Here is an 18454-nt window from a genome sequence, read left to right as displayed (position 1 = left end):
AGGCGGCCGGCTGCTTAACAGGCCGGCCCCCGGTTGTCGTCCCCGGAAACGGGCCGGTCGAGGGCCGGGCAGAGGGCCGGGCAGAGGGCCGGGATGCGGCCGGACCGCGGTGGAGAAAAGGTGCCACCTGGTGACAAGCTGGGCAATTCGGTGGAACAATCCTGCGCTGGAGCGACGCGGAACGCCCCTGCGGCATTGTCAGGAACCGCCCGGAACCGCTAAGGCAACCTCGAAATCTTCCAATGTCCGGTGTCCGAGCCCGCTCGCCCGTGTCAGGCGCGCGATCGGCACGGCCGAGTTGCGAGAAGAGCATGAACTCGTTCGAGGTGAACAAGGTCCTGGGTGCAGTCCTCGGCGCCCTTCTGTTCGCGGCCGGATCGGGTTTCGTCGCCGAATTGATCTATCACCCGAAGCCGGCGGGCAAAGCCGGCTACGACCTGCCCGAGCCGCAGCCTGAGGCCGCCACCGCGGCGCCCGAGGCCAAGGTCGAGCCGATCGCCGTCCGCCTCGCCAGCGCCAACGTCGAGAAGGGCGAGGCCGGCACCAAGGCCTGCCACGCCTGCCACAGCTTCGAGAAGGGCGGCCCCAACAAGGTCGGTCCCGACCTGTACGGCATCGTCGAGCGGCCGAAGGGCGCGCATGCGGGCTTCGACTACTCGGCGGCCATGAAGGAGAAGGGCGGCACCTGGACCTACGCCGACCTCGACGAGTTCCTCACGAGCCCGAAGGCCTACGTGAAGGGCACCAAGATGGCCTACGCCGGCATCGCCGCGCCGCAGGAGCGGGCCAACGTCATCGCCTACCTGCGGACGCTCGCCGAATCGCCGAAGCCGCTGCCGGCCGTCGAGAAGAGCGACGCCGCGCCGGCGGCCGCGCCCGCCGCGGCCAAGCCCGAAGACAAGCCCGCAGCCGACAAGCCGTCTGCCGACAAGCCTGCCGCCGGCAAGGCGTCCGAGGGCAAGGACAGCCCGGCCAAGCCCGCCGATACCGGCACCGCCAAGCCGGTCGAGGCGAAGTCGCCCGGCAGCCCGCGCACGACCGGCGAGTCGAGCGACCGCAACGCGCCGGCCCCGCCGGCCAGCGCCCACGACAGCGACCAGCAGGGCCAGCCCTCGAGCCTGATCCCCGCCGAGCCGACCGCGCCGACGGCGCCGGCCGCCAAGGAGCCGCCCGCGCAGGCCAATCCCGAGGCCGTCGACCGGGCGAAGGATCTCGAGGTCGGCGGCCCGACCAAGGATCTGAACGCGCCGCTGCCGACCCCGCAGCCGCTGCCGAAGGAGTAGGCGGCACCTCCGGGTCCGGGTCCGGGGCCGGGGACGGTCCCGCCCCTCGCGTGTCTGGCGCGTTCCGCCGGCATGGCTCCGGGCGCGGCCCTTGCTCTAAGGCGGCCGCGCCCCGGCATCCTGCCGGATCGAGAACCGCGTAGGACCCCTTGGCTGATCGAAGTCCCGATGTGGCGGAGCGCCGGGCACCCCTGCCGCTCCTGGTCGCCGTGACCATGACCGGAACGGTGGCGCTGCACATCTTCGTGCCGGCGCTGGCGGCGGCGGCCGTCGACCTCGGCACCAACGCCGCCGGCGCCCAGCTGACGATCACCGTCTACCTGATCGGGCTCGCGGGCGGTCAGCTCCTCTACGGGCCGCTCTCGGACCGGTACGGGCGGCGCCCGATCCTGATCGGGGGACTCGGCCTCTACCTCGCCGGGCTGCTGCTCGCGATCCCCGCGCCGAATATCGGCGTCCTGCTCGTCGCCCGTGTCCTGCAGTCGCTCGGCGCCTGCGGCTCGCTGGTGATCGGCCGGGCGATGGTCCGCGACGTCTCGACCCGCGAGGACGCGGCCCGGAAGCTCGCGATCCTCACCACCGCGATGACGCTCACGCCCGCGCTGGCCCCGGCGATCGGCGGCGTGGTGAACGAGGCCTTCGGCTGGCGCGCGGTGTTCGTGGTGCTGGCCGGCCTCGTCGCCGTGCTGGGCGCGCTCGTGGTCTTCACCCTGCCCGAGACCAACCGCCACAAGGTCGCGCTGCCGGGCTTCGTCGCCGTTCTGTCCGGCTACCTGCGGCTGGTGCGCGTCCCGGTGTTCCGCGCCTACCTGGTGGCGGGGGCCTGCGGCGGCACCAGCCTCTACGCCTTCCTGGCCGTAGCGCCGTTCCTCCTCGTGGACCGGCTCGGGCGCTCCTCGCAGGAGGTCGGGTTCGATTGCCTGATCGTCGTGTTCGGCATGGTCGGCGGGGCCGTCCTGGCGAGCCGGCTCGCCGCCCGGGTGCCGATCCGCAGGGCGGCGCGGAGCGGCAACCTCCTCTGCATCGGCGCGGCGCTGTCGCTGCTGCTCGTGGACCGCACCGGCATGCTCGGCGTGGTCAGCCTGATCGTGCCGCTCTTCGCCTACGCGGTGGGCGTCGGCCTGCTCAGCCCCAACGCGGTGGCGGGGCTGATGAACGTCGACCCGCACGCGGCCGGCTCGGCGTCCAGCCTCTACGGCTTCACGCAGATGACCTTCGGGGCGCTGTTCACGGTCGCCGCCTCCGCGTGGCCCGCGACCTCGGCGACGCCGGTGGCGCTCGCCCTGCTCGCGGCCGGCCTGATCGCCGCGCTGGCGCTCCGGCGGGCCTGACGGGACCGCGCGCGACGGCGGCGCGGGACCGTCTCCGTCACCGCGTCGGGCCGAGCGCCTCCACGGCGCCCGACGCGCCGGCGCCGAAACCGTCGGCCAGTTCCAGCCACAGCAGGCGCGCCGGGTCGACCGGCCCCGGCAGCGTCAGGCGCCCGGGCGGGACCGGCGTGAAGCCGAAGCGGGCGTAGTAGGGCGCGTCGCCGACGAGGATCACCAGGCCCTCGCCCGCCCGCCGCGCCCCGTCGATCGCCGCGCGGGTCAGGGTGCCGCCGATGCCGCGGCCCTCGAAGCTCGGGTCGACCGCCAGGGGGCCGAGCATCACGAACGGGGTCGCCCCGGTCCGCACCGGACCCATCCGGACCGAGCCGACGAGGAAGCTGCCGACCGAGGCGGTGATGCCGAGGTCGATCCGCTCGGCCGCGCCCTCGCGGAGGCGGTAGGCGGTGCGGGCGAAGCGGCCGGGGCCGAAGGCCCGGGCATGGAGGCGCTCGATGGCGGGGGCATCCTCCGGCCGCTCCGGCCGGATGACGAGGGACAGATCGGTCACGGGGTGCTCGCGGGTCGGACGGCCGCCGCGTAGCAGCGCCGGGCCGGACCCGCAAACCGTCGCGCTACTCGGCGGCGGCCAGCGCGGGCCGTTCGCCGCCCTGCGTCAGCCTCAGGAAGCCCAGGGCCGAGAGCCAGATCACCGCGCCGCAGGCGGAGGCGACGCCGAGGACCAGCGCGAAGCCGCCGCGGTCGTGCAGGAGGGCGATCGCCGGCACCACGAAGCCGCTCGCCGTGAAGCCCACGAAGTACCGCACGCTGTAGGCGCGAGCCCGGTAGGCGGGCGGGACGTAGCGGGCGATCATCGCGTCGTTGATCACCACCTGCCCGTAGATCGCCGTCATGGCGAGGACGAGCCCGGCGAGCAGCGGCAGGCCGGTGGAGACGGCCGCGATCCCGAGCCCCAGCGGCTGCAGCACCGAGAGCGCCACGAACAGGGACGGCAGGCTGTAGCGGTCGATCAGCCGGCCCATGGCGAGCTGCATCAGCGCCCCGAACAGGAAGACGCCCGTGGCGAGGGAGCCGGTCAGCGCCAGCGGCAGCGCCTGCCCGACGCCCTCGTCGATCACCTTGGGCAGGCTGATCGTTGTCAGGTTGAAGGTCAGGCCGCCCGCGAAGATCGACAGGGCGAACATCGCCATGAGGGCCCAGGGCCGGGTCACCGGGATCACCGCCGCGCCGCCGGCCTTCCTTCCCGCGGCGTCGCCGTCGCCCGGGACCAGCGCCACGAACGCCGCCCCGCACGCGAGGCAGACGAGGCCGGGAACGACGAAGGCCGCGCGCCAGCCGATCGTGGCGGCGAGCAGCGCGGTGAGGCCGGAGGCGGCGGCCGCGCCGAAATTGCCCCAGACGCCGTTGATGCCGAGATCGTGCCCGAGCCGGCGGGCATGGGTCACCAGCATGGCCGAGCCGACCGGGTGGTAGATCGCCGAGGCGAGCCCGAGGACGCAGAGCCAGAGGGCGAAGCCGAGCGGCGTCGAGGCGCTCGCGACGCCGAGGCAGGACAGGCCGTAGCCGAAGAAGAACACCGCCAGCATGTTGCGCCGCCCGAACCGGTCGGCGAGCGAGCCCATGGGCAGCGAGCACAGGCCGAAGGCCACGAAGGCGCCGGTGGCGAGCCCGATCAGCTCGCCGTAGCCGAGCCCGGTCTGGGCCGCGATGGCGATGACCGCGGTCGGGTAGATCAGCAGCACGAAGTGGTCGAGGGCGTGCGCGACGTTCACGAAGCGCAGGGTGCGGCGGGACAGTGTATCCGAATCCATCGCGGCGTATCCTCCGGGACGGCCCCCTGATAGCCTGACCCGATGGCGGTGTTGGGCCGGATATGTACGCGAACGGGCCAATGTTGACGGGACCGCGCGCCGCCGCGGGGCGGTCGACGGAGGCGGCCGACTATCAGGACGTACCCCGCCCGGTCGCGGTGATGCCCAAGACCTACGCGGCCGGGATGCATCTCGACCGGCACTTCCATCCCCGCGCGCAGCTGCTCTACGCCACGTCCGGGCTGATGATGGCCTTCGCGGAGGACGGCACCTGGGTCGTTCCCGAGGGGCACGCCCTGTGGATCCCGCCGCGGCTGCCGCACGCGGTCGCGACCCACGGCGCGGTCTCGATGTGCTCGGCCTATCTCGATCCCGCCGCGGTCCGGTCCTTCCCGGCGAGTTGCCGGGTGATCGCGGTGTCGCGGCTCCTGGCCTCGGCGCTCACGGCGCTGGCGGAGGAGCCGGTGCTCTACGCGGTCGACGGCCGCGGCGGCCACCTCGCCGCCCTGGTGCTCGACGAGATCGGCCGGGCCCCCGCGACGCCGCTCGCGCTGCCGCTCCCGCGCGACCCGCGCCTGCGCCGCGTCTGCCTCGCGCTGATCGAGGATCCGGCCTCGGAGGCCGATCTGGACGCCTGGGCCGACCGGGCCGGCGCGAGCCGCCGCACGCTCACGCGCGGCTTCCGTGCGGAAACGGGCCTCAGCTTCGGCGACTGGCGGGCCCGGGCCCGCGTGATCCGGGCGCTGGCGCTCGCGGCCGAGGGGCGGCCGCCGCGGGCGGTCGCGGCGGCGGTGGGCTACCGGAGCGCGCAGGCCCTGCGGACGACCGTGGCGCGGGTGCTCGGCCCGGAGCGCCCGCTCCGCGGCGCCGGGCCAGCTTGAGCGCCGCCTAGGCCGCCTGCCGGGGCTTCTCGAACAGCTCGTCGGCCGGGCCGAAGAACTCGAACTTCACCCGCTCGGCCGGGACGCCGCGGCGCAGCAGGCCGGTGGCGAGATCCCGCAGGAACGGCTTGGGACCGCACAGATAGTAGGTCGCTCGGTCGTGCGGCGTGTGCTCGACGAGCCAGTCCGCCGTGATCAGGCCCTGGACGTCGTAGTGCTCACCCGGCCGGTCCGCGGCTTCGGGCTCCGCGTAGAAGGTCACGAGCCGCGCGTTGCGGGCCCGCGCCGCGAGCGCCCGGGCGTGGTCGCGCAGGGCGTGCACGCGGCCGAACAGGGCGCCGTGCACGTACCAGGTCGGCCGGTCCGGGCTGTCCGCCGCGATGGTCTCGAGCATGCTGATCATCGGGGTCAGCCCGACGCCGCCGCTGACCAGCACCACGGGCGCGTCGCCCTCCGCGTCGAGGCTGAAATCGCCCGCCGGGGCTGCGACCTTCAGCACGGTGCCGGGATGTGCGTGGTCGTGCAGCCAGTTCGAGGCGATCCCGGCCGGCCGGCCCGGCGCCGCCTCGCGCTTGACGGTGATGCGGTAGGCCCGGTCGCTCGGCGCGCAGGACACCGAGTAGTTCCGCTTCAGCACGCCGCGGCCCGGCAGGTCCAGGAGGAAGCCGAGATACTGGCCCGGCCGATGCCGCAGCACCGGGCCGCCATCGGCCGGGACCAGGACGAAGGAGCGGATCGTCTCGCTCTCCTGGGTCACGCTCTCGACCACGAAGTCGCGCCAGCCGTTCCAGCCGCCCGGCTCGGAGGCGTGGTCGCGGTAGATCGCGGCCTCCCGGCCGATCAGCAGTTCCGCCAGGAACCAGTACGCCTCCCCCCAGGCCGCGGCGATCTCCGGCGTGGCGGCCTCACCGAGGACGTCCCCGATCGCGCCGAGGAGCGCGTCGGCGACGTGGGGATAGTGCTCCGGCAGGATGTTCAGGGCGACGTGCTTCTGCGCGATGCGCTCCACCGCTCCGGCCAGCACACCGAGATTGTCGATGTTGCGGGCGTAGGCGAGCACGGCCTGGGCCAGGGCCTTCGGCTGCGCGCCGGTCTCGCCGTGATGGGACTGGTTGAAGAGGTCGCGGATCTCGGCGTTCTCGAACAGGCGCTCGTACATGCGCTTCGTGATGGTGAGGCCGTGGGCCTCCAGGGCCGGCACGGTGGCCTTGATGAGAGCGACGGTGGCAGGGGAGAGGGGCGCGGGCATGGCACGGCTCAAAAGGTGCATACGTCATGCATCTTCTAGCGCGCCCCTCGAAAAGGTGCAATCAAAATGTATCTTATGGGGCGGCGATCGGCCCCGCGTCGGCGGTGGTGCCGCTCCTCCGCAGGGCGTACGGACGCGGCTCGCGGCGCGCACCGCCCCACGGCAGAGATCGTCTTCTGGAGTTGAGATGCGCCTGACCCGCTACACGGATTACGCGCTGCGCACGCTGATCTACGTCGGGCTCCACGAGCCCGAGCAGAGCTCCATCGCCGCGATCGCCCGCGCCTACGGCATCTCGGAGAATCACCTGACCAAGGTGGTCCACCAGCTGGGACGGCTGGGCCTGATCCGGACGATCCGCGGCCGGGGCGGCGGCCTCCGCCTGGCGATGCCGCCGGGGGAGATCGTCGTCGGTGCGGTGGTGCGCCAGACCGAGGACGACCTGGCGCTGGTCGAGTGCTTCGGCGGCGGCGCCTGCGCCATCACGGCCCCGTGCCGGCTCCGGCGGGTGCTGGGGGAGGCTCTGGCGGCGTTCCTCGCCGTCCTCGACCGCTACACCCTGGCGGATCTGCTCGGCTCGCCGGACGGCGACGCGATCGCGGCGCTGCTGGGCCTCGCCGGGCCTCCGGGCGGCGAGCCGCCGATGCCGGCCGGTGCCGCGGGCCTGCCGGAGGCCTGACGGCCCGCGCGCCGCGCGGTCAGGTCGCCCGGGCCGAGAAATCGATCCGCGGGTCGATCCAGACGTAGATCAGGTCGGACAGCAGGTTCACCGCGAGCCCGAGCAGCGAGAAGATGTAGAGCGTGGCGAACACCACCGGATAGTCGCGCCCGACGATCGCCCGGAACGACAGCTCGCCCAGGCCGTCGAGGGAGAAGATCGTCTCGATCAGCAGCGAACCGGTGAAGAAGGCCGAGATGAAGGCGCCCGGAAAGCCCGCGATCACGATCAGCATGGCGTTGCGGAACACGTGCCCGTAGAGCACGCGCCGCTCGGAGAGCCCCTTCATCCGTGCGGTCAGCACGTACTGCTTGCGGATCTCGTCGAGGAACGAGTTCTTGGTGAGCAGGGTCGAGGTGGCGAAGGCGCCGATCACCAGGGCTGTCAGCGGCAGCACCATGTGCCACGCGTAGTCGGTCACCTTGTGCCAGGGCGAGAAGCTCTCCCACCCCTCGCTGGTCAGCCCGCGCAGCGGGAACCACTGGTAGAACGAGCCGCCGGCGAACAGGATGATGAGCATCAGCCCGAACATGAAACCCGGGATCGCGTAGCCGATGATCACCACGAAGGAGGTCGCGCGGTCGAAGCGCGTGCCGTCCGCCACGGCCTTGCGGATGCCCAGCGGGATCGAGATCGCGTAGGACAGCAGCGTCATCCACAGGCCCAGCGAGATCGAGACCGGCAGGCGCTCCTTGATCAGCTGGATGACCGTGACGTCGCGGAAGTAGCTGCGGCCGAAATCGAACCGGACATAGTCCCACAGCATCTTGGCGAAGCGCTCGGGCGCCGGCCTGTCGAAGCCGAACTGCTTCTCGAGCTTGGCGATGAATTCCGGGCTCAACCCCTGGGCGCCGCGGTAGCGGGAACTGGCGTCTCCGCCGCCGCCCGACGGCCGGCTGGCGCCGCCGAGGTCGCCCGAGCCGCCGGTGACGCGGGACATGGCCCCGTCGCGCTGGCCCTGGAGCTGCGACAGCACCCGCTCCACCGGTCCGCCGGGGGCGAACTGCACGATGGTGAAGGTGATCAGCATGATCCCGAACAGGGTCGGGATCATCAGGCCGATGCGGCGCAGGATGTAGGCGAGCATGGCGTCAGTCCCGCCCGATCCGCTTGGCCTTGTCGGCGTCGAACCACCACGTCCCAGGGGCGCCGAGGTCGTATTTCGGCGGGGTCGCCGGGCGGCCGTACACGTCCCAGAGGGCGAGGCGGTGGGTCGAGGCGTACCACATCGGCACCCAGTAGCGCCCGGCCCGCAGGACCCGGTCGAGGGCCCGGCAGGCGGTGGTCAGGTCCGCCCGCGACGTCGCGTCGGCGACGGCGGTGAGCAGCGCGTCGATCGCCGGGCTCGCGATTCCCGCGAGGTTGTTCGAGCCCGCGGTCCCGGCGGAGCGGGACCCGTAGGTCTCGCGCAGCTCCGCGCCGGGGGTGAGCCCGCTGCTGTAGCGGCGCGGCGTGACGTCGAAGTCGAAATCCTTCAGCCGCGCTTGGTACTGGGACGGGTCGACCGTGCGCAGGCTCGCCCTGATGCCGAGCAGTCCGAGGTTGCGGATGAAGGGCTGCGTGACCGCCTGGAAGACCGGATCCTCGTCGAGGAACTCGAGGGTCAGGGGCTGGCCGCCGGGCAGCAGCAGGTTGCCGCCCTGGCGGGTGCAGCCGGCCTCCCGCAGGAGCGCGTCGGCGCGCTTCAGCAGCGCCCGGTCCTGGCCGGACCCGTCGGAGACCGGCGGCGCCCAGGCCTCGCCGAACACCTCGGGCGGCAGGTCCTTGAACGGCTCCAGCAGGGCGAGTTCCTCGGCCGAGGGCTTGCCGGTCGCCTTGAGGTCGGAATTCTCGAAGAACGAGGCCGTGCGCGCGTAGGCGCCGTACATCAGGTTGCGGTTCGACCACTCGAAATCGAAGCACAGGCCGATCGCCTCGCGCACCCGCGGGTCGCGGAACGCCGCGCGGCGGGTGTTGATCCACCAGCCCTGCGTGCCGCTCGGCCGCGCGTCCGGCACCGTCTCGCGGACGACGCGACCCTCGTTCATCGCCGGGAAGTCGTAGCCGGTGGCCCAGACCCGGGCGGTGAACTCCTCGCGGAACGTGAAGGCGCCGCTCTTGAACGCCTCGAACGCCACGGTGCGGTCGCGGAAATACTCGTAGCGGATCGCGTCGAAATTGTTCTGGCCGACATTCACCGGCAGTTCGGCGGCCCAGTAATCCGGGACGCGCTCCAGGCCGATGGACCGGCCCGCGTCGACGGCGCCGACCCGGTAGGGACCGGAGCCGAGGGGCGCCTCCAGGGTCGAGGCCTCGAAGTCCCGGCCGGCGTAGTAGGCGGCGGAGAAGAGCGGCAGCTGCGCGACGAACAGCGGCAGGTCCCGGGCGCGGCCCGGCTCGAAGGTCACCACGAGCCGCCCGTCGCCCTCGGCCCGGGCGTCGGTCATGGGACGGATGACCTCGGCGATCTCGGGATGGCCCTTGTCGCGCAGGAGCTTGAGGCTGAAGGCCGCGTCCCGCGCGGTCAGCGGCGAGCCGTCGTGGAACCGCGCCTGCGGGCGCAGCGCGAAGGTGTACGTCAGGCCGTCCGGACTGACCGTGACGGCGCGCGCGACCAGCCCGTAGAGGGCGTCCGGCTCGTCGAGGGCCCGGACCATCAGACTGTCGAAGGTCAGGTTCATGCCGGCGGCCCCGTCGCCGCGCAGCACGTAGATGTTGAGCGTGTTGAAGGTGTTGAGCGACTGGTTGCCGGTCGTCGCGGCGAGCTGCGCCGAGAAGCGCCCGCCGCGGGGCGCCATCGGATTGACGTAGTCGAAATGCGCGAAGTCGGGACCGTATTTCAGCTCGCCGAAGCTGGACAGGCCGTGGCGCTCCGCCCCCTCGGCCGCGCGGGCGCGGCGCCACGGCGGCATCGCCGCGAGGGCGCCGGCCCCGAGGACCAGGCCGCGCCGGGTCGGCATCCCGGGCGCCCCCGTCAACGGGGCGCCCCGGTCTTGGCCGCGAGCTTCTCGTCGTACCACCACGTCGTCGGGAAGCCGGAACTGGCGTAGACCGGCAGGATCGCCGGGTGGCCGAACCGGTTCCAGCGCAGCGTCCGCTGCTGGTCGGAGGACCATTGCGGGACGACGTAGTCGTGGGCGAGGAGCACCCGGTCGAGGGCGCGCGTCGCCGCGATCACGGTGTGCCGGTCCTTGGCGAAGATCACCTTCTCGATCAGGGCGTCGATGCCGGGATCCTTGATCCCGATCAGGTTGCGCGAGCCGGGCTTGTCGGCCGCCGCCGAGCCCCAGTACTCGCGCTGCTCGTTGCCGGGCGAGAGCGACTCGCCCCACGACGCCGTGGTGACGTCGAAGTCGAAGTTGCGGATGCGGTTCTGGTACTGCGCCTGGTCGATCACCCGGAGGGTGGAGTCGATGCCGATCAGCTTCAGCTGCGCCGCGAACGGCAGGATGACCCGCTCGAAGGTGTTCTGGAACTCCAGGAACTCGACGGTCAGCGGCTCGCCGGTGGCCTTGCTGACCATCTTGCCGCCGCGCAGCTCGTAGCCGGCCTCGCGCAGCAGGCCGACGGCCTCGCGGAGGTTCTTGCGCACGGCCTCGGGGCCGTCGTTGACCGGGTTGGCGTAGGGGGTGGTGAAGACCGAGGCCGGGACCTTGTCCTTGACGCTCTCGAGGATCGCCTTCTCCTCGCCCTCGGGCAGGCCGGAGGAGGCCAGCTCCGAGCCGAAGAAGTAGGAGTTGATCCGCTTGTACAGGCCGTAGAACAGGGCCTTGTTCATCTCCTCGTAGTTCAGCGCGAGGTTGAAGGCCCGGCGGACGCGCGGATCCTTGAACTTGTCCCGGCGCGTGTTGAACGCGAAGGCCTGCATGATGCCCATGCCGCGCTCGGGGAACGCCTCCTTGATCAGCCGGCCCTCCTTCACGGCCGGGAAATCCTCGTAGGCGGTCGCCCAGTTCCGGGCGATGTTCTCCACCCGGAAGTCGTAGAGGTCGCCCTTCAGCGCCTCGACCAGCACGGTGCCGTCGCGGAAATACTCGTAGCGCTCGGTGTCGAAGTTGTAGCGCCCGGCGTTCACCGGCAGGTCCTTGCCCCAGTAGTCGGGCACGCGGGTGTAGGTCGTCGTGCGGCCCGGCTCGAACTTCGCGAGGCGATAGGGGCCCGAGCCCAGCGGCGGCTCCAGGGTCGTCTCGGTGACGCTGCGCGGCTTGCCGTTGGCGTCCTTGGCGGTCCACCAGTGCTTGGGCAGGACGCGCAGCTGCCCGATCACCTGCGGCAACTCGCGGTTGCCGGTCTCCGTGAAGGTGAAGGTCACCTCGTGCGGCCCGGTCACCGCGGCCTTGGCCACGGTCTGGTAGTAGGCGGCGTAGAACGGGCTGTTGGCCTTGAGCACGTCGAAGGACCAGACCACGTCCTCGGGCGTGATCGGCTGGCCGTCGTGCCAGCGGGCGTTCTCGCGCAGCCGGTACGAGACCGAGCCGAGATCGGGGGCGATCCGGACCGCCTCGGCGAGCAGGCCGTAGGAGGTGAACGGCTCGTCCGAGGACTCGGTCATCAGCGAATCGTAGATCTGCTGGATGCCGTTCTCGAGGTCACCCTTCAGGCCGGCGACGACGATGTTGAAATTGTCGAACCCGCCCTGGGCCCCGAACCGGACCATCCCGCCCTTGGGCGCGGCCGGGTCGGCGTAGTCGAAATGCTTGAAGTCGGGGCCGTATTTCGGCTGGCCCATCAGCGTGATCGCGTGGGTCCACTGGCCGTTGGCGGCCGGCAGGGTGGCAGGCAACTCAGCCGGCGTCGACGGCATCGCGGCCGGTTCCTGCGCACGGGCCGGGGCGAACTGGAGGCAGGCGGCGAGGAGTGTCGCGGCGAGGAGGCGTCCAGTCACGGTCTGCGCTGTCACGGGCAGGCTGTCTCCGTTGCGTCGGGCCCGCGCGCGGCGCGGACATCTCGAAAGTACCGGGGTCATAGGACGCGGGCGGCCACCCGTCGACCATGCGCCGCCGCACAGGACCGCGCGCGCGCCGCGCGCGACCCGCCGCGGGGCCGCGTCACGCCGCCCGCCCCCGGCGGCCCTCGACCAGCCACATGGCGAGCAGAGCGGCCGCCAGCGCGGCCAGCGCCGCGAGGCCGAGCGCCAGCGGGTAGACCTCGACGCCCCGGATGTTGGCGCTGTCGCTCGGACGGAAGCCGATCCAGTCGCTGCCGGCGAGGCGGCCGCCGCGCACCAGCGCGAGGCGCGGCACCTGGATGCCGCCGGTCTCGGCGACCCGGCGGACCGAGCCGCCCGATCCGTCGGCCGCGGCCTTCAGGCGCTCGGTGTCGCTGAACACGTCGGCCAGCTCGCGCGGGTTGGCCGGCCCGACGCTGACGAAGGCCACGAGGTTGCCCGAGCGCAGGGTGTGCAGGCCCAGGGTCTCCGCGTCGAAGGTCGCGGTGAACAGGCCGGGCTCCTTGGGCTTGAGCGTCAGCGTCGTCACCTTGCCGGTCGGGCCCGTGACGGTGACCGGCTCGGCCTGGTCCGCCATCGTCTGGCGCTCGACCCGCACCTCGCGGCCGCGCCCGGTGGTCTGGGCGCGCAGGGCCTCCTCCTCGAGGGCCGGCTCCTTCATCAGCCAGTGGCCGAGGCGGCGCAGCAGGTCGAGATAGGGGCCGCCCTCCTGGTAGCCCCGCGCCCAGAGCCAGGCGTGGTCGGACAGGAGCAGGGCGACGCGGCCCTTGTCCTCGCGCGACAGCGCAAGCAGCGGCAGGCCCTCGGCCCCCGACAGGATCGGCTGGATTCCCGGCCGGGTCCTGGCCTCGACGATGCGCAGCCAGTCGCCCCAGGCGGGCGGGCTCGCGTCCGAGCCCGGCAGGGCGCGGGTCACCGGGTGGCGCTGGCCGATCTGGGTCGGCGTTGCCTTGTAGGGCTTCTCGACGACCCGGCCGTCGGGGTCGCCGGGCAGGATGCCGGCGAGCCGCGTGCGGGCGAGGCTGGCCGGTCCGGCGAATTCGGGACCGGCGGCGATCAGCAGGGCGCCGCCCTCGCGGACGTAGCGGACGATGTTGTCGAAATAGGCCTGCGGCAGCACGCTCTGGTTGGCGTAGCGGTCGAAGATGATCAGGTCGAAGTCCTTGATCTTCTGGACGAACAGCTCGCGCGTCGGGAAGGCGATCAGGGAGAGTTCCGAGATCGGCGTGCCGTCCTGCTTCTCCGGCGGCCGCAGGATCGTGAAGTGGACGAGGTCGACGTTGGCGTCCGACTTCAGGAGGTTGCGCCACGTGCGCTCGCCCTGGTGCGGCTCGCCGGAGACGAGCAGCACCCGGAGCTTCTCGCGGATGCCCTCGATGGGCAGGACCGCCCGGTTGTTGACCGTGGTGAGCTCGCCCGGCAGCGGCTCGACCTCGATCTCCACCACGTTCGGGCCGCCGTGCTCGATGCGCAGGTTCAGGGAGAACGGCTTGTCGGTGGCGACGTCCCGCCGGCCGATCTCCTCGCCGTCGCGGCGCACCGTGACGACCGCGTGGCCGGTCCCGCCGCGCTCCATGACCTCGGCGCGGATCGTCAGGTCCTTGCCGACGATGCCGAAGCGGGGCGCCTCCAGGAGCTTGATCTGCCGGTCGCGCTCGTCCGGGTGTCCGGTGACGAGGACGTGGAGCGGCGCCTTGATGCCGAGCTGGGCCAGGGAGGCGGGGATGTCGTGCACCACGCCGTCGGTGAGCATCACGATCCCGGCGAGCCGCTCCGGCGGCACGTCGGCGAGCGCCTGGCTCAGGGCCGTGAACAGCTTGGTGCCGTCGTCGCCGTCCTTGGAATCGGGCACGTCGATGAAGCGGGGCTCGATGTCGGTCAGCGCCCCGAAGCGGCGCTGCAGCTCGGCGCGGACCGCGTCGGTCATCTGCGGCCGGTCGCCGAGCTGCTGGGAGCCGGACCGGTCGACCACGATGGCGGCCACGTCCTTCACGGGCTCGCGGTCCTCGCGCACCAGCGCGGGATTGGCGAGCGCCGCCAGCACCAGGGCGAGGACGAGGACGCGCAGCAGCGCGGTCCGGCCGCGGGCCAGGACGGCGAAGACCGCCAGGACGGCGACGATCGCGCCCAGGACGGCGATGGCCGGCCAGGGCAGGAGGGGGGTGAAGCTGAGGCTCAGCATCGGGCGGAGCACTCCGGATCCGTGAGGCGACGCCGCGCTTCGTGCCGGGCGCCGCCACGCTCACGCGGCGGCGCGGGCAGGCGCGACGGGCTCCCTCTCCCGTACGGGAGAGGGCTGGGGTGAGGGCCGGGAAGTTTCGGGCTCAAGCGCGCCGTCGACGTGCCGACAGGGAGCGCCGCGTCCGGGGAGACATGGTCCCTCACCCTGTCCCTCTCCCGCACGGGAGAGGGGACCCGCGCCCCGTCCTGCCAACGCGCCGCCGCGCGCGCGCTTCGGATCTGCAGGCACGCAGAGAAGGGAGGGGAGGCGGCCGCGCGCTGTCTGTCCAAAACCATCACTGCCCCAGCCGCTCCAGCAGCGCGGGCACGTGGACCTGATCCGCCTTGTAGTTGCCGGTGAGCGTGTACATCACGATGTTCACGCCACCGCGGAACGCCATCTCGCGCTGGCGCTGGTCGCCGCCCACGACCGGATACAGCGGCTCGCCCCGGCGGCCGACAGCCCAGGCGGCGGCGAGGTCGTTGCCCGTGATGATGATCGGGCTCACGCCGTCCCCGGCGCGGGCCGGGCGGCGCTCGGCGCCGTCCGCGGCCGGCGGCAGGGCCTCCACCCAGGTTTGGCCCGTGGCGTAGCGGCCCGGGAAGCTGTCCACGAGGTAGAAGGCCTTGGTCAGCACGTGGTCGAGGGGCACCGGCTCCAGTTCCGGCACCTCGAGCGTCGCCAGCATCTTCCGGAGATAGGCCCCTTCCGGGGTGGGCGGCCCGCCCGGCCGGGCGGTCAGCGCGTCGCGGGTGTCGAACAGGACCGTGCCGCCGTTGCGCATGAACGCGTCGATCTTGCGGATCGCGACGTCCGAGGGCTGCGGCCGGTTCGGGGCGATCGGCCAGTAGATCAGCGGGTAGAAGGCCAGCTCGTCCTTCGCCGGATCGATCCCGGCGGGCTCGCCCGGCTCCAGGGCGGTGCGCGCGGCCAGCATCTGGGTCAGGCCGGTGAGGCCGGTGCGGCTCGCCTCGTCGACGGCGGCGTCGCCCGTGATCACGTAGGCGAGGCGCGTGACCAGCGCCGATTCGATGCCGTTCGGCCGGTTGGCCGGGGGCTCCTCCGCGCCGGCCGGGCGCACCGGCAGGGCGGCGAGCAGGACCAGGCCGGCGAGGGCCAGCACGGCCGGCCGTCCGCGCAGGCGGGCCGCCAGACCGCCGCGGCGCAGGAAGCCGCCGAGCCACAGTCCCGCCAGGGTGTCGAGCGCCAGCAGCAGCAGCGCCAGGGTGAACAGGCTCGGCCGCAGGTCCAGGGTCTCGGCCCCGGCGAGCGACCCGAACCGGGCGCCGTCGAGGGCCGCGGTGTCGAGGGGCGTCAGCCGGTCATCCGGTTTCAGGGCGTTCACGCTGATGCCTCCGTCCGGCGGGCCGTAGAAGCCCGGCGGATGCTCAAGGTTCGCCCGGTCGGCGTAGTCGGCCGACACCGCGGTGGCCGAGGCCGGCGGCGAGCCCAGCGCGCCGAACCCGTCCAGCGTCACCCGCGGCGCGAGCACCGGCGCGGCGGCCCGCGCGGCGTCGCCCTGCACCGGCGCCGAGGCGCCGGCCAGCGCCACGACGCGCCGAAGCATGTCGATGAACAGCCCGGAGAGCGGCAGGTTCGACCACGTCGTGTCGGCGGTGACGTGGAACAGCACGATCGTGCCCTGGCCGCGCTTCTGCGCGGTGACGATCGGCGTGCCGTCCTGCAGGGACGCCCAGGTCCGGTTCGGCAGGTCGCCGTCCGGCTCGGCCAGGATCTGGCGGCGCACGCCGATATCGGCGGGCGGCGTCAGGCCCGCGAAGGGGCTCTCGGGCGGGAAGGGCGCCAGGGTCTTGGGGCTGTCCCAGGAGAGCGTGCCGCCGAGCGTCCGGCCGCCGCGCCGCAGCCGCACCGGCACCAGCGGGTCGTTGCCGGCGGCGAGCCGCGGGCCGGCGAAGCGCAGCAGCATACCGCCGTCCTTCACGAAGCTCTCGATCCGCGCGGTGGTCCTCTCGTCGAGGGCGCCGACATCGGCGAGCACGAGGACCGAGACCTGGTTGTCGAGGAGCTGGTTGATCGAGTCCGCCGTCCCCTTGGCGCCCCGCGGCTCCTGCACGTCCGCGAAGGGCTGGAGCGCCCGGGACAGGTAATAGGTCGGCGCCAGGAGGGGCTGCGCCTGGTCGAGCGTGCCGCCGAACACGAGGCCGACGCGGCGGCGCTTGCCGCGCTCGTCCTGCAGCACCACGGCGCCGGCCGAGCGCTCGCCCGCGATCTCCAGGCGGCTGATGCTGTTGCGCAGCTCCACCGGCATCTCGAAGGTCGCGTCCGCCTCGGTGGCGTCGGCCGCGAAGGCGAAGTCGCGCTCGGCCAGCGGCAGGCCCTTCTGGTCGAGCGCCCGGATCACCCCGGCGTCGCGCCCGTTCGGCGCCGCCCGCAGGGCGTGCGTCACGAGCTTGCCGGCATTCTCGGTGGCGGTGAGGGCGAGGGCGGGCGGCCTGTCGGCCCGCAGCACCGTCAGGGCCGCGCCCTTGTCGCCCGCGAGGTCGGCGAGGCCCTTGGCGAAGCGCGTGTCGTTCGCGCCGGCGACGCCGTCGCTGATCCAGACGAGGCCGGCGCCGCGGTTCTTGTCGAGGAAGGTCTCGATCGTCGCGAGATGCGCGTCGCGGGAGGGGAGGATCGGGCGCGGCGCGAGGGCGCGCAGGCGCTCCAGGGCGGCGGCCGGCGTCTTCGCCTCGAAGGCCGCGGGGGCGTCGGCGAGGCCGATCACCGCGACGGGCCGGCCGTCCCGGGCGGCGCCCTCGACCGCGTCGGTGGCGACGCGCAGGCGGTCGCGCCAGTCGTGGGCGGCCGGGAAGCCGTTGTCGAGGAGCACGAGGAGCGCGCTGCGGCCACCGCCGGCCCCGACGCCCCCGGCGTTCCAGACCGGACCCGCGACCGCGAGGATCAGCGCGGCGGCGATCAGGAGCCGGAGGATCAGCAGCCAGGGCGGCGTGCGGGCCGGGGTCTGCCGCTGCGGGACCAGGTCGGCGACGAGCTTCAGCGGCGGGAAGTTGATCCGCCGCGGGCGCGGCGGGGTCACCCGCAGCAGGAACCACAGGGCCGGCAGGCCGATCAGGGCGGCGAGCGCCAGCGGGGCGGCGAAGGTCAGACCCAGCATGGCGGCCTCACTCCGTGCCGCGGGCGGCGATCAGCGTGGCGAGCCGCAGGGCCGCCTCGCTGGCCGGCCGGTCCGTGCGGTGGATCGTCAGCGTCCAGCCCTGTCCGCGGGCGATGGACGCCAGCGCGGCCCGGTGCTCGGCGATCCGGGCCCGGTAGCGCGCCCCCCAGGCGTCGGCGTCGCCGATATCGAGGCTGAGGCCGCCCTCGAGATCGTGCAGGACGGCCTGGCCGGTGAACGGGAAGGTCTCCTCGATCGGGTCCACGACCATGAGGAGATGGCCGCGGCTGCCGCGGCCGGCGAGGCTCTGCACGGAGGCCGCGATCCGGTCCGGCGCGGTCAGGAAATCGCCGATCAGCACCACCTCGTCGAAGCGGGCGGGGCTGGCGCGGGGCGGCAGGTCCTGAGTCAGGCCCGCGTGGTCGGCCACGAGCGCCTGGGCCAGGCGCTCGACGATCCCGCGGGAGGCGCTCGCGCGGGTCAGCCCGAGCAGGCCCACCCGCTCGCCGCCCTCCACGAAGGCGTCGGCCAGGGCGAGCCCGAGGACGAGCGCCCGCTCGACCTTCGGGGCCGAGGCGAGGTCCGACACGAACCCCATCGAGGCCGAGCGGTCGATCCACAGCCAGATATTGTGGGCCGCCTCCCATTCGCGCTCGCGCACGTAGAGCCGGTCGTCGCGGGCCGAGCGGCGCCAGTCGACGCGCGCCGCGGCCTCGCCGGTCACGAAGGGGCGGAACTGCCAGAAGCTCTCGCCCGGCCCCGCGCGGCGGCGGCCGTGGAGGCCGTGGGCCAGCAGGCTCGACACGCGGCGCGCCTCCAGGACGAGGCGGGGCATCTTGTCGGAGAGGGCGGTCGCGCCCTCGCTCTCGCGCCGGCCTGGGGTGCGCCTGCCGGCGTCGAGGGCGTTCGTCGCGACCAAAG

At 73.1% G+C, this 18454-nt stretch carries 13 protein-coding genes; 4 read left to right on the top strand and 9 right to left on the bottom strand.

Annotated features, from left to right (window positions below; all coding sequences use genetic code 11):
* The first annotated feature begins 311 nt into the window (after positions 1–311).
* Both BKE41_RS30405 and BKE41_RS19315 read left to right on the top strand, forming a co-directional pair.
* Positions 312–1283: a cytochrome c family protein gene (locus BKE41_RS30405; RefSeq protein ID WP_083374386.1), complete on the top strand. Its 972-nt coding sequence runs from the start codon at positions 312–314 to the stop codon at positions 1281–1283.
* 215 nt (positions 1284–1498) lie between these two features.
* Positions 1499–2614, top strand: a complete 1116-nt coding sequence (locus BKE41_RS19315) for a multidrug effflux MFS transporter (RefSeq protein WP_051252358.1) — start codon at positions 1499–1501, stop codon at positions 2612–2614.
* Between the two features lie 37 nt (positions 2615–2651).
* Here BKE41_RS19315 and BKE41_RS19310 read toward each other — a convergent pair whose 3' ends face one another.
* Both BKE41_RS19310 and BKE41_RS19305 read right to left on the bottom strand, forming a co-directional pair.
* The gene (locus tag BKE41_RS19310) at positions 2652–3161 is read right to left on the bottom strand and encodes an N-acetyltransferase (protein WP_012320582.1); all 510 of its coding nucleotides are present in this window, start codon (positions 3159–3161) and stop codon (positions 2652–2654) included.
* Between the two features lie 64 nt (positions 3162–3225).
* On the bottom strand, positions 3226–4422 hold the full coding sequence (locus BKE41_RS19305; protein WP_059408566.1) for an MFS transporter: 1197 nt from the start codon (positions 4420–4422) through the stop codon (positions 3226–3228).
* Positions 4423–4502: 80 nt separating this feature from the next.
* Here BKE41_RS19305 and BKE41_RS19300 point away from each other — a divergent pair, with 80 nt between their 5' ends.
* Complete coding sequence (locus BKE41_RS19300) at positions 4503–5303, top strand: helix-turn-helix transcriptional regulator (protein ID WP_245295812.1); 801 nt, start codon at positions 4503–4505, stop codon at positions 5301–5303.
* Between the two features lie 7 nt (positions 5304–5310).
* Here BKE41_RS19300 and hmpA read toward each other — a convergent pair whose 3' ends face one another.
* Positions 5311–6552, bottom strand: coding sequence for an NO-inducible flavohemoprotein (hmpA, locus tag BKE41_RS19295; protein WP_070999991.1), 1242 nt, complete (start codon positions 6550–6552; stop codon positions 5311–5313).
* A gap of 187 nt (positions 6553–6739) precedes the next feature.
* On the opposite strand from hmpA, the gene BKE41_RS19290 reads away from it, so the two are divergent.
* Entirely contained in the window at positions 6740–7231 is a 492-nt protein-coding gene (locus BKE41_RS19290) for an Rrf2 family transcriptional regulator (protein ID WP_012320578.1), read from the top strand.
* A gap of 19 nt (positions 7232–7250) precedes the next feature.
* Here the strand turns inward: BKE41_RS19290 and BKE41_RS19285 are convergent, their stop codons facing one another.
* The 6 genes from BKE41_RS19285 to BKE41_RS19260 all read right to left on the bottom strand — a co-directional run bounded on the left by BKE41_RS19285 (position 7251) and on the right by BKE41_RS19260 (position 18452).
* Positions 7251–8357 (bottom strand): microcin C ABC transporter permease YejB, encoded by a 1107-nt coding sequence (locus BKE41_RS19285; RefSeq protein ID WP_012320577.1) that lies wholly within the window; start codon positions 8355–8357, stop codon positions 7251–7253.
* A gap of 4 nt (positions 8358–8361) precedes the next feature.
* Complete coding sequence (locus BKE41_RS19280) at positions 8362–10209, bottom strand: extracellular solute-binding protein (protein ID WP_043343275.1); 1848 nt, start codon at positions 10207–10209, stop codon at positions 8362–8364.
* Positions 10210–10223: 14 nt separating this feature from the next.
* A complete protein-coding gene (locus tag BKE41_RS19275) occupies positions 10224–12053 on the bottom strand; it encodes an extracellular solute-binding protein (RefSeq protein WP_244632973.1) in 1830 nt (609 codons plus the stop codon).
* Positions 12054–12297: 244 nt separating this feature from the next.
* The gene (locus BKE41_RS19270) at positions 12298–14379 is read right to left on the bottom strand and encodes a hypothetical protein (RefSeq protein ID WP_070999990.1); all 2082 of its coding nucleotides are present in this window, start codon (positions 14377–14379) and stop codon (positions 12298–12300) included.
* A 334-nt stretch (positions 14380–14713) separates the two neighbouring features.
* Complete coding sequence (locus BKE41_RS19265) at positions 14714–17533, bottom strand: DUF4159 domain-containing protein (RefSeq protein ID WP_053621501.1); 2820 nt, start codon at positions 17531–17533, stop codon at positions 14714–14716.
* A 7-nt stretch (positions 17534–17540) separates the two neighbouring features.
* The gene (locus BKE41_RS19260) at positions 17541–18452 is read right to left on the bottom strand and encodes a DUF58 domain-containing protein (RefSeq protein ID WP_012320572.1); all 912 of its coding nucleotides are present in this window, start codon (positions 18450–18452) and stop codon (positions 17541–17543) included.
* Positions 18453–18454 lie beyond the last annotated feature (2 nt).

It is taken from the genome of Methylobacterium sp. C1 (assembly GCF_001854385.1).
GTDB lineage: Bacteria > Pseudomonadota > Alphaproteobacteria > Rhizobiales > Beijerinckiaceae > Methylobacterium > Methylobacterium radiotolerans.
The sequence above is the reverse complement of the archived record's forward strand: the minus strand, read 5'-3'. Positions and strand labels throughout refer to the sequence as shown.

Excerpts from the sequence above, each read along its gene's own strand:
- BKE41_RS30405 (WP_083374386.1), top strand. The coding sequence starts at position 312 with ATGAACTCGTTCGAGGTGAACAAGGTCCTGGGTGCAGTCCTCGGCGCC.
- BKE41_RS19315 (WP_051252358.1), top strand. The coding sequence starts at position 1,499 with ATGACCGGAACGGTGGCGCTGCACATCTTCGTGCCGGCGCTGGCGGCG.
- BKE41_RS19305 (WP_059408566.1), bottom strand. The coding sequence starts at position 4,422 with ATGGATTCGGATACACTGTCCCGCCGCACCCTGCGCTTCGTGAACGTC.
- BKE41_RS19300 (WP_245295812.1), top strand. The coding sequence starts at position 4,503 with ATGTTGACGGGACCGCGCGCCGCCGCGGGGCGGTCGACGGAGGCGGCC.
- hmpA (WP_070999991.1), bottom strand. The coding sequence starts at position 6,552 with ATGCCCGCGCCCCTCTCCCCTGCCACCGTCGCTCTCATCAAGGCCACC.
- BKE41_RS19290 (WP_012320578.1), top strand. The coding sequence starts at position 6,740 with ATGCGCCTGACCCGCTACACGGATTACGCGCTGCGCACGCTGATCTAC.
- BKE41_RS19285 (WP_012320577.1), bottom strand. The coding sequence starts at position 8,357 with ATGCTCGCCTACATCCTGCGCCGCATCGGCCTGATGATCCCGACCCTG.
- BKE41_RS19280 (WP_043343275.1), bottom strand. The coding sequence starts at position 10,209 with ATGCCGACCCGGCGCGGCCTGGTCCTCGGGGCCGGCGCCCTCGCGGCG.
- BKE41_RS19275 (WP_244632973.1), bottom strand. The coding sequence starts at position 12,053 with ATGCCGTCGACGCCGGCTGAGTTGCCTGCCACCCTGCCGGCCGCCAAC.
- BKE41_RS19270 (WP_070999990.1), bottom strand. The coding sequence starts at position 14,379 with ATGCTGAGCCTCAGCTTCACCCCCCTCCTGCCCTGGCCGGCCATCGCC.
- BKE41_RS19265 (WP_053621501.1), bottom strand. The coding sequence starts at position 17,533 with ATGCTGGGTCTGACCTTCGCCGCCCCGCTGGCGCTCGCCGCCCTGATC.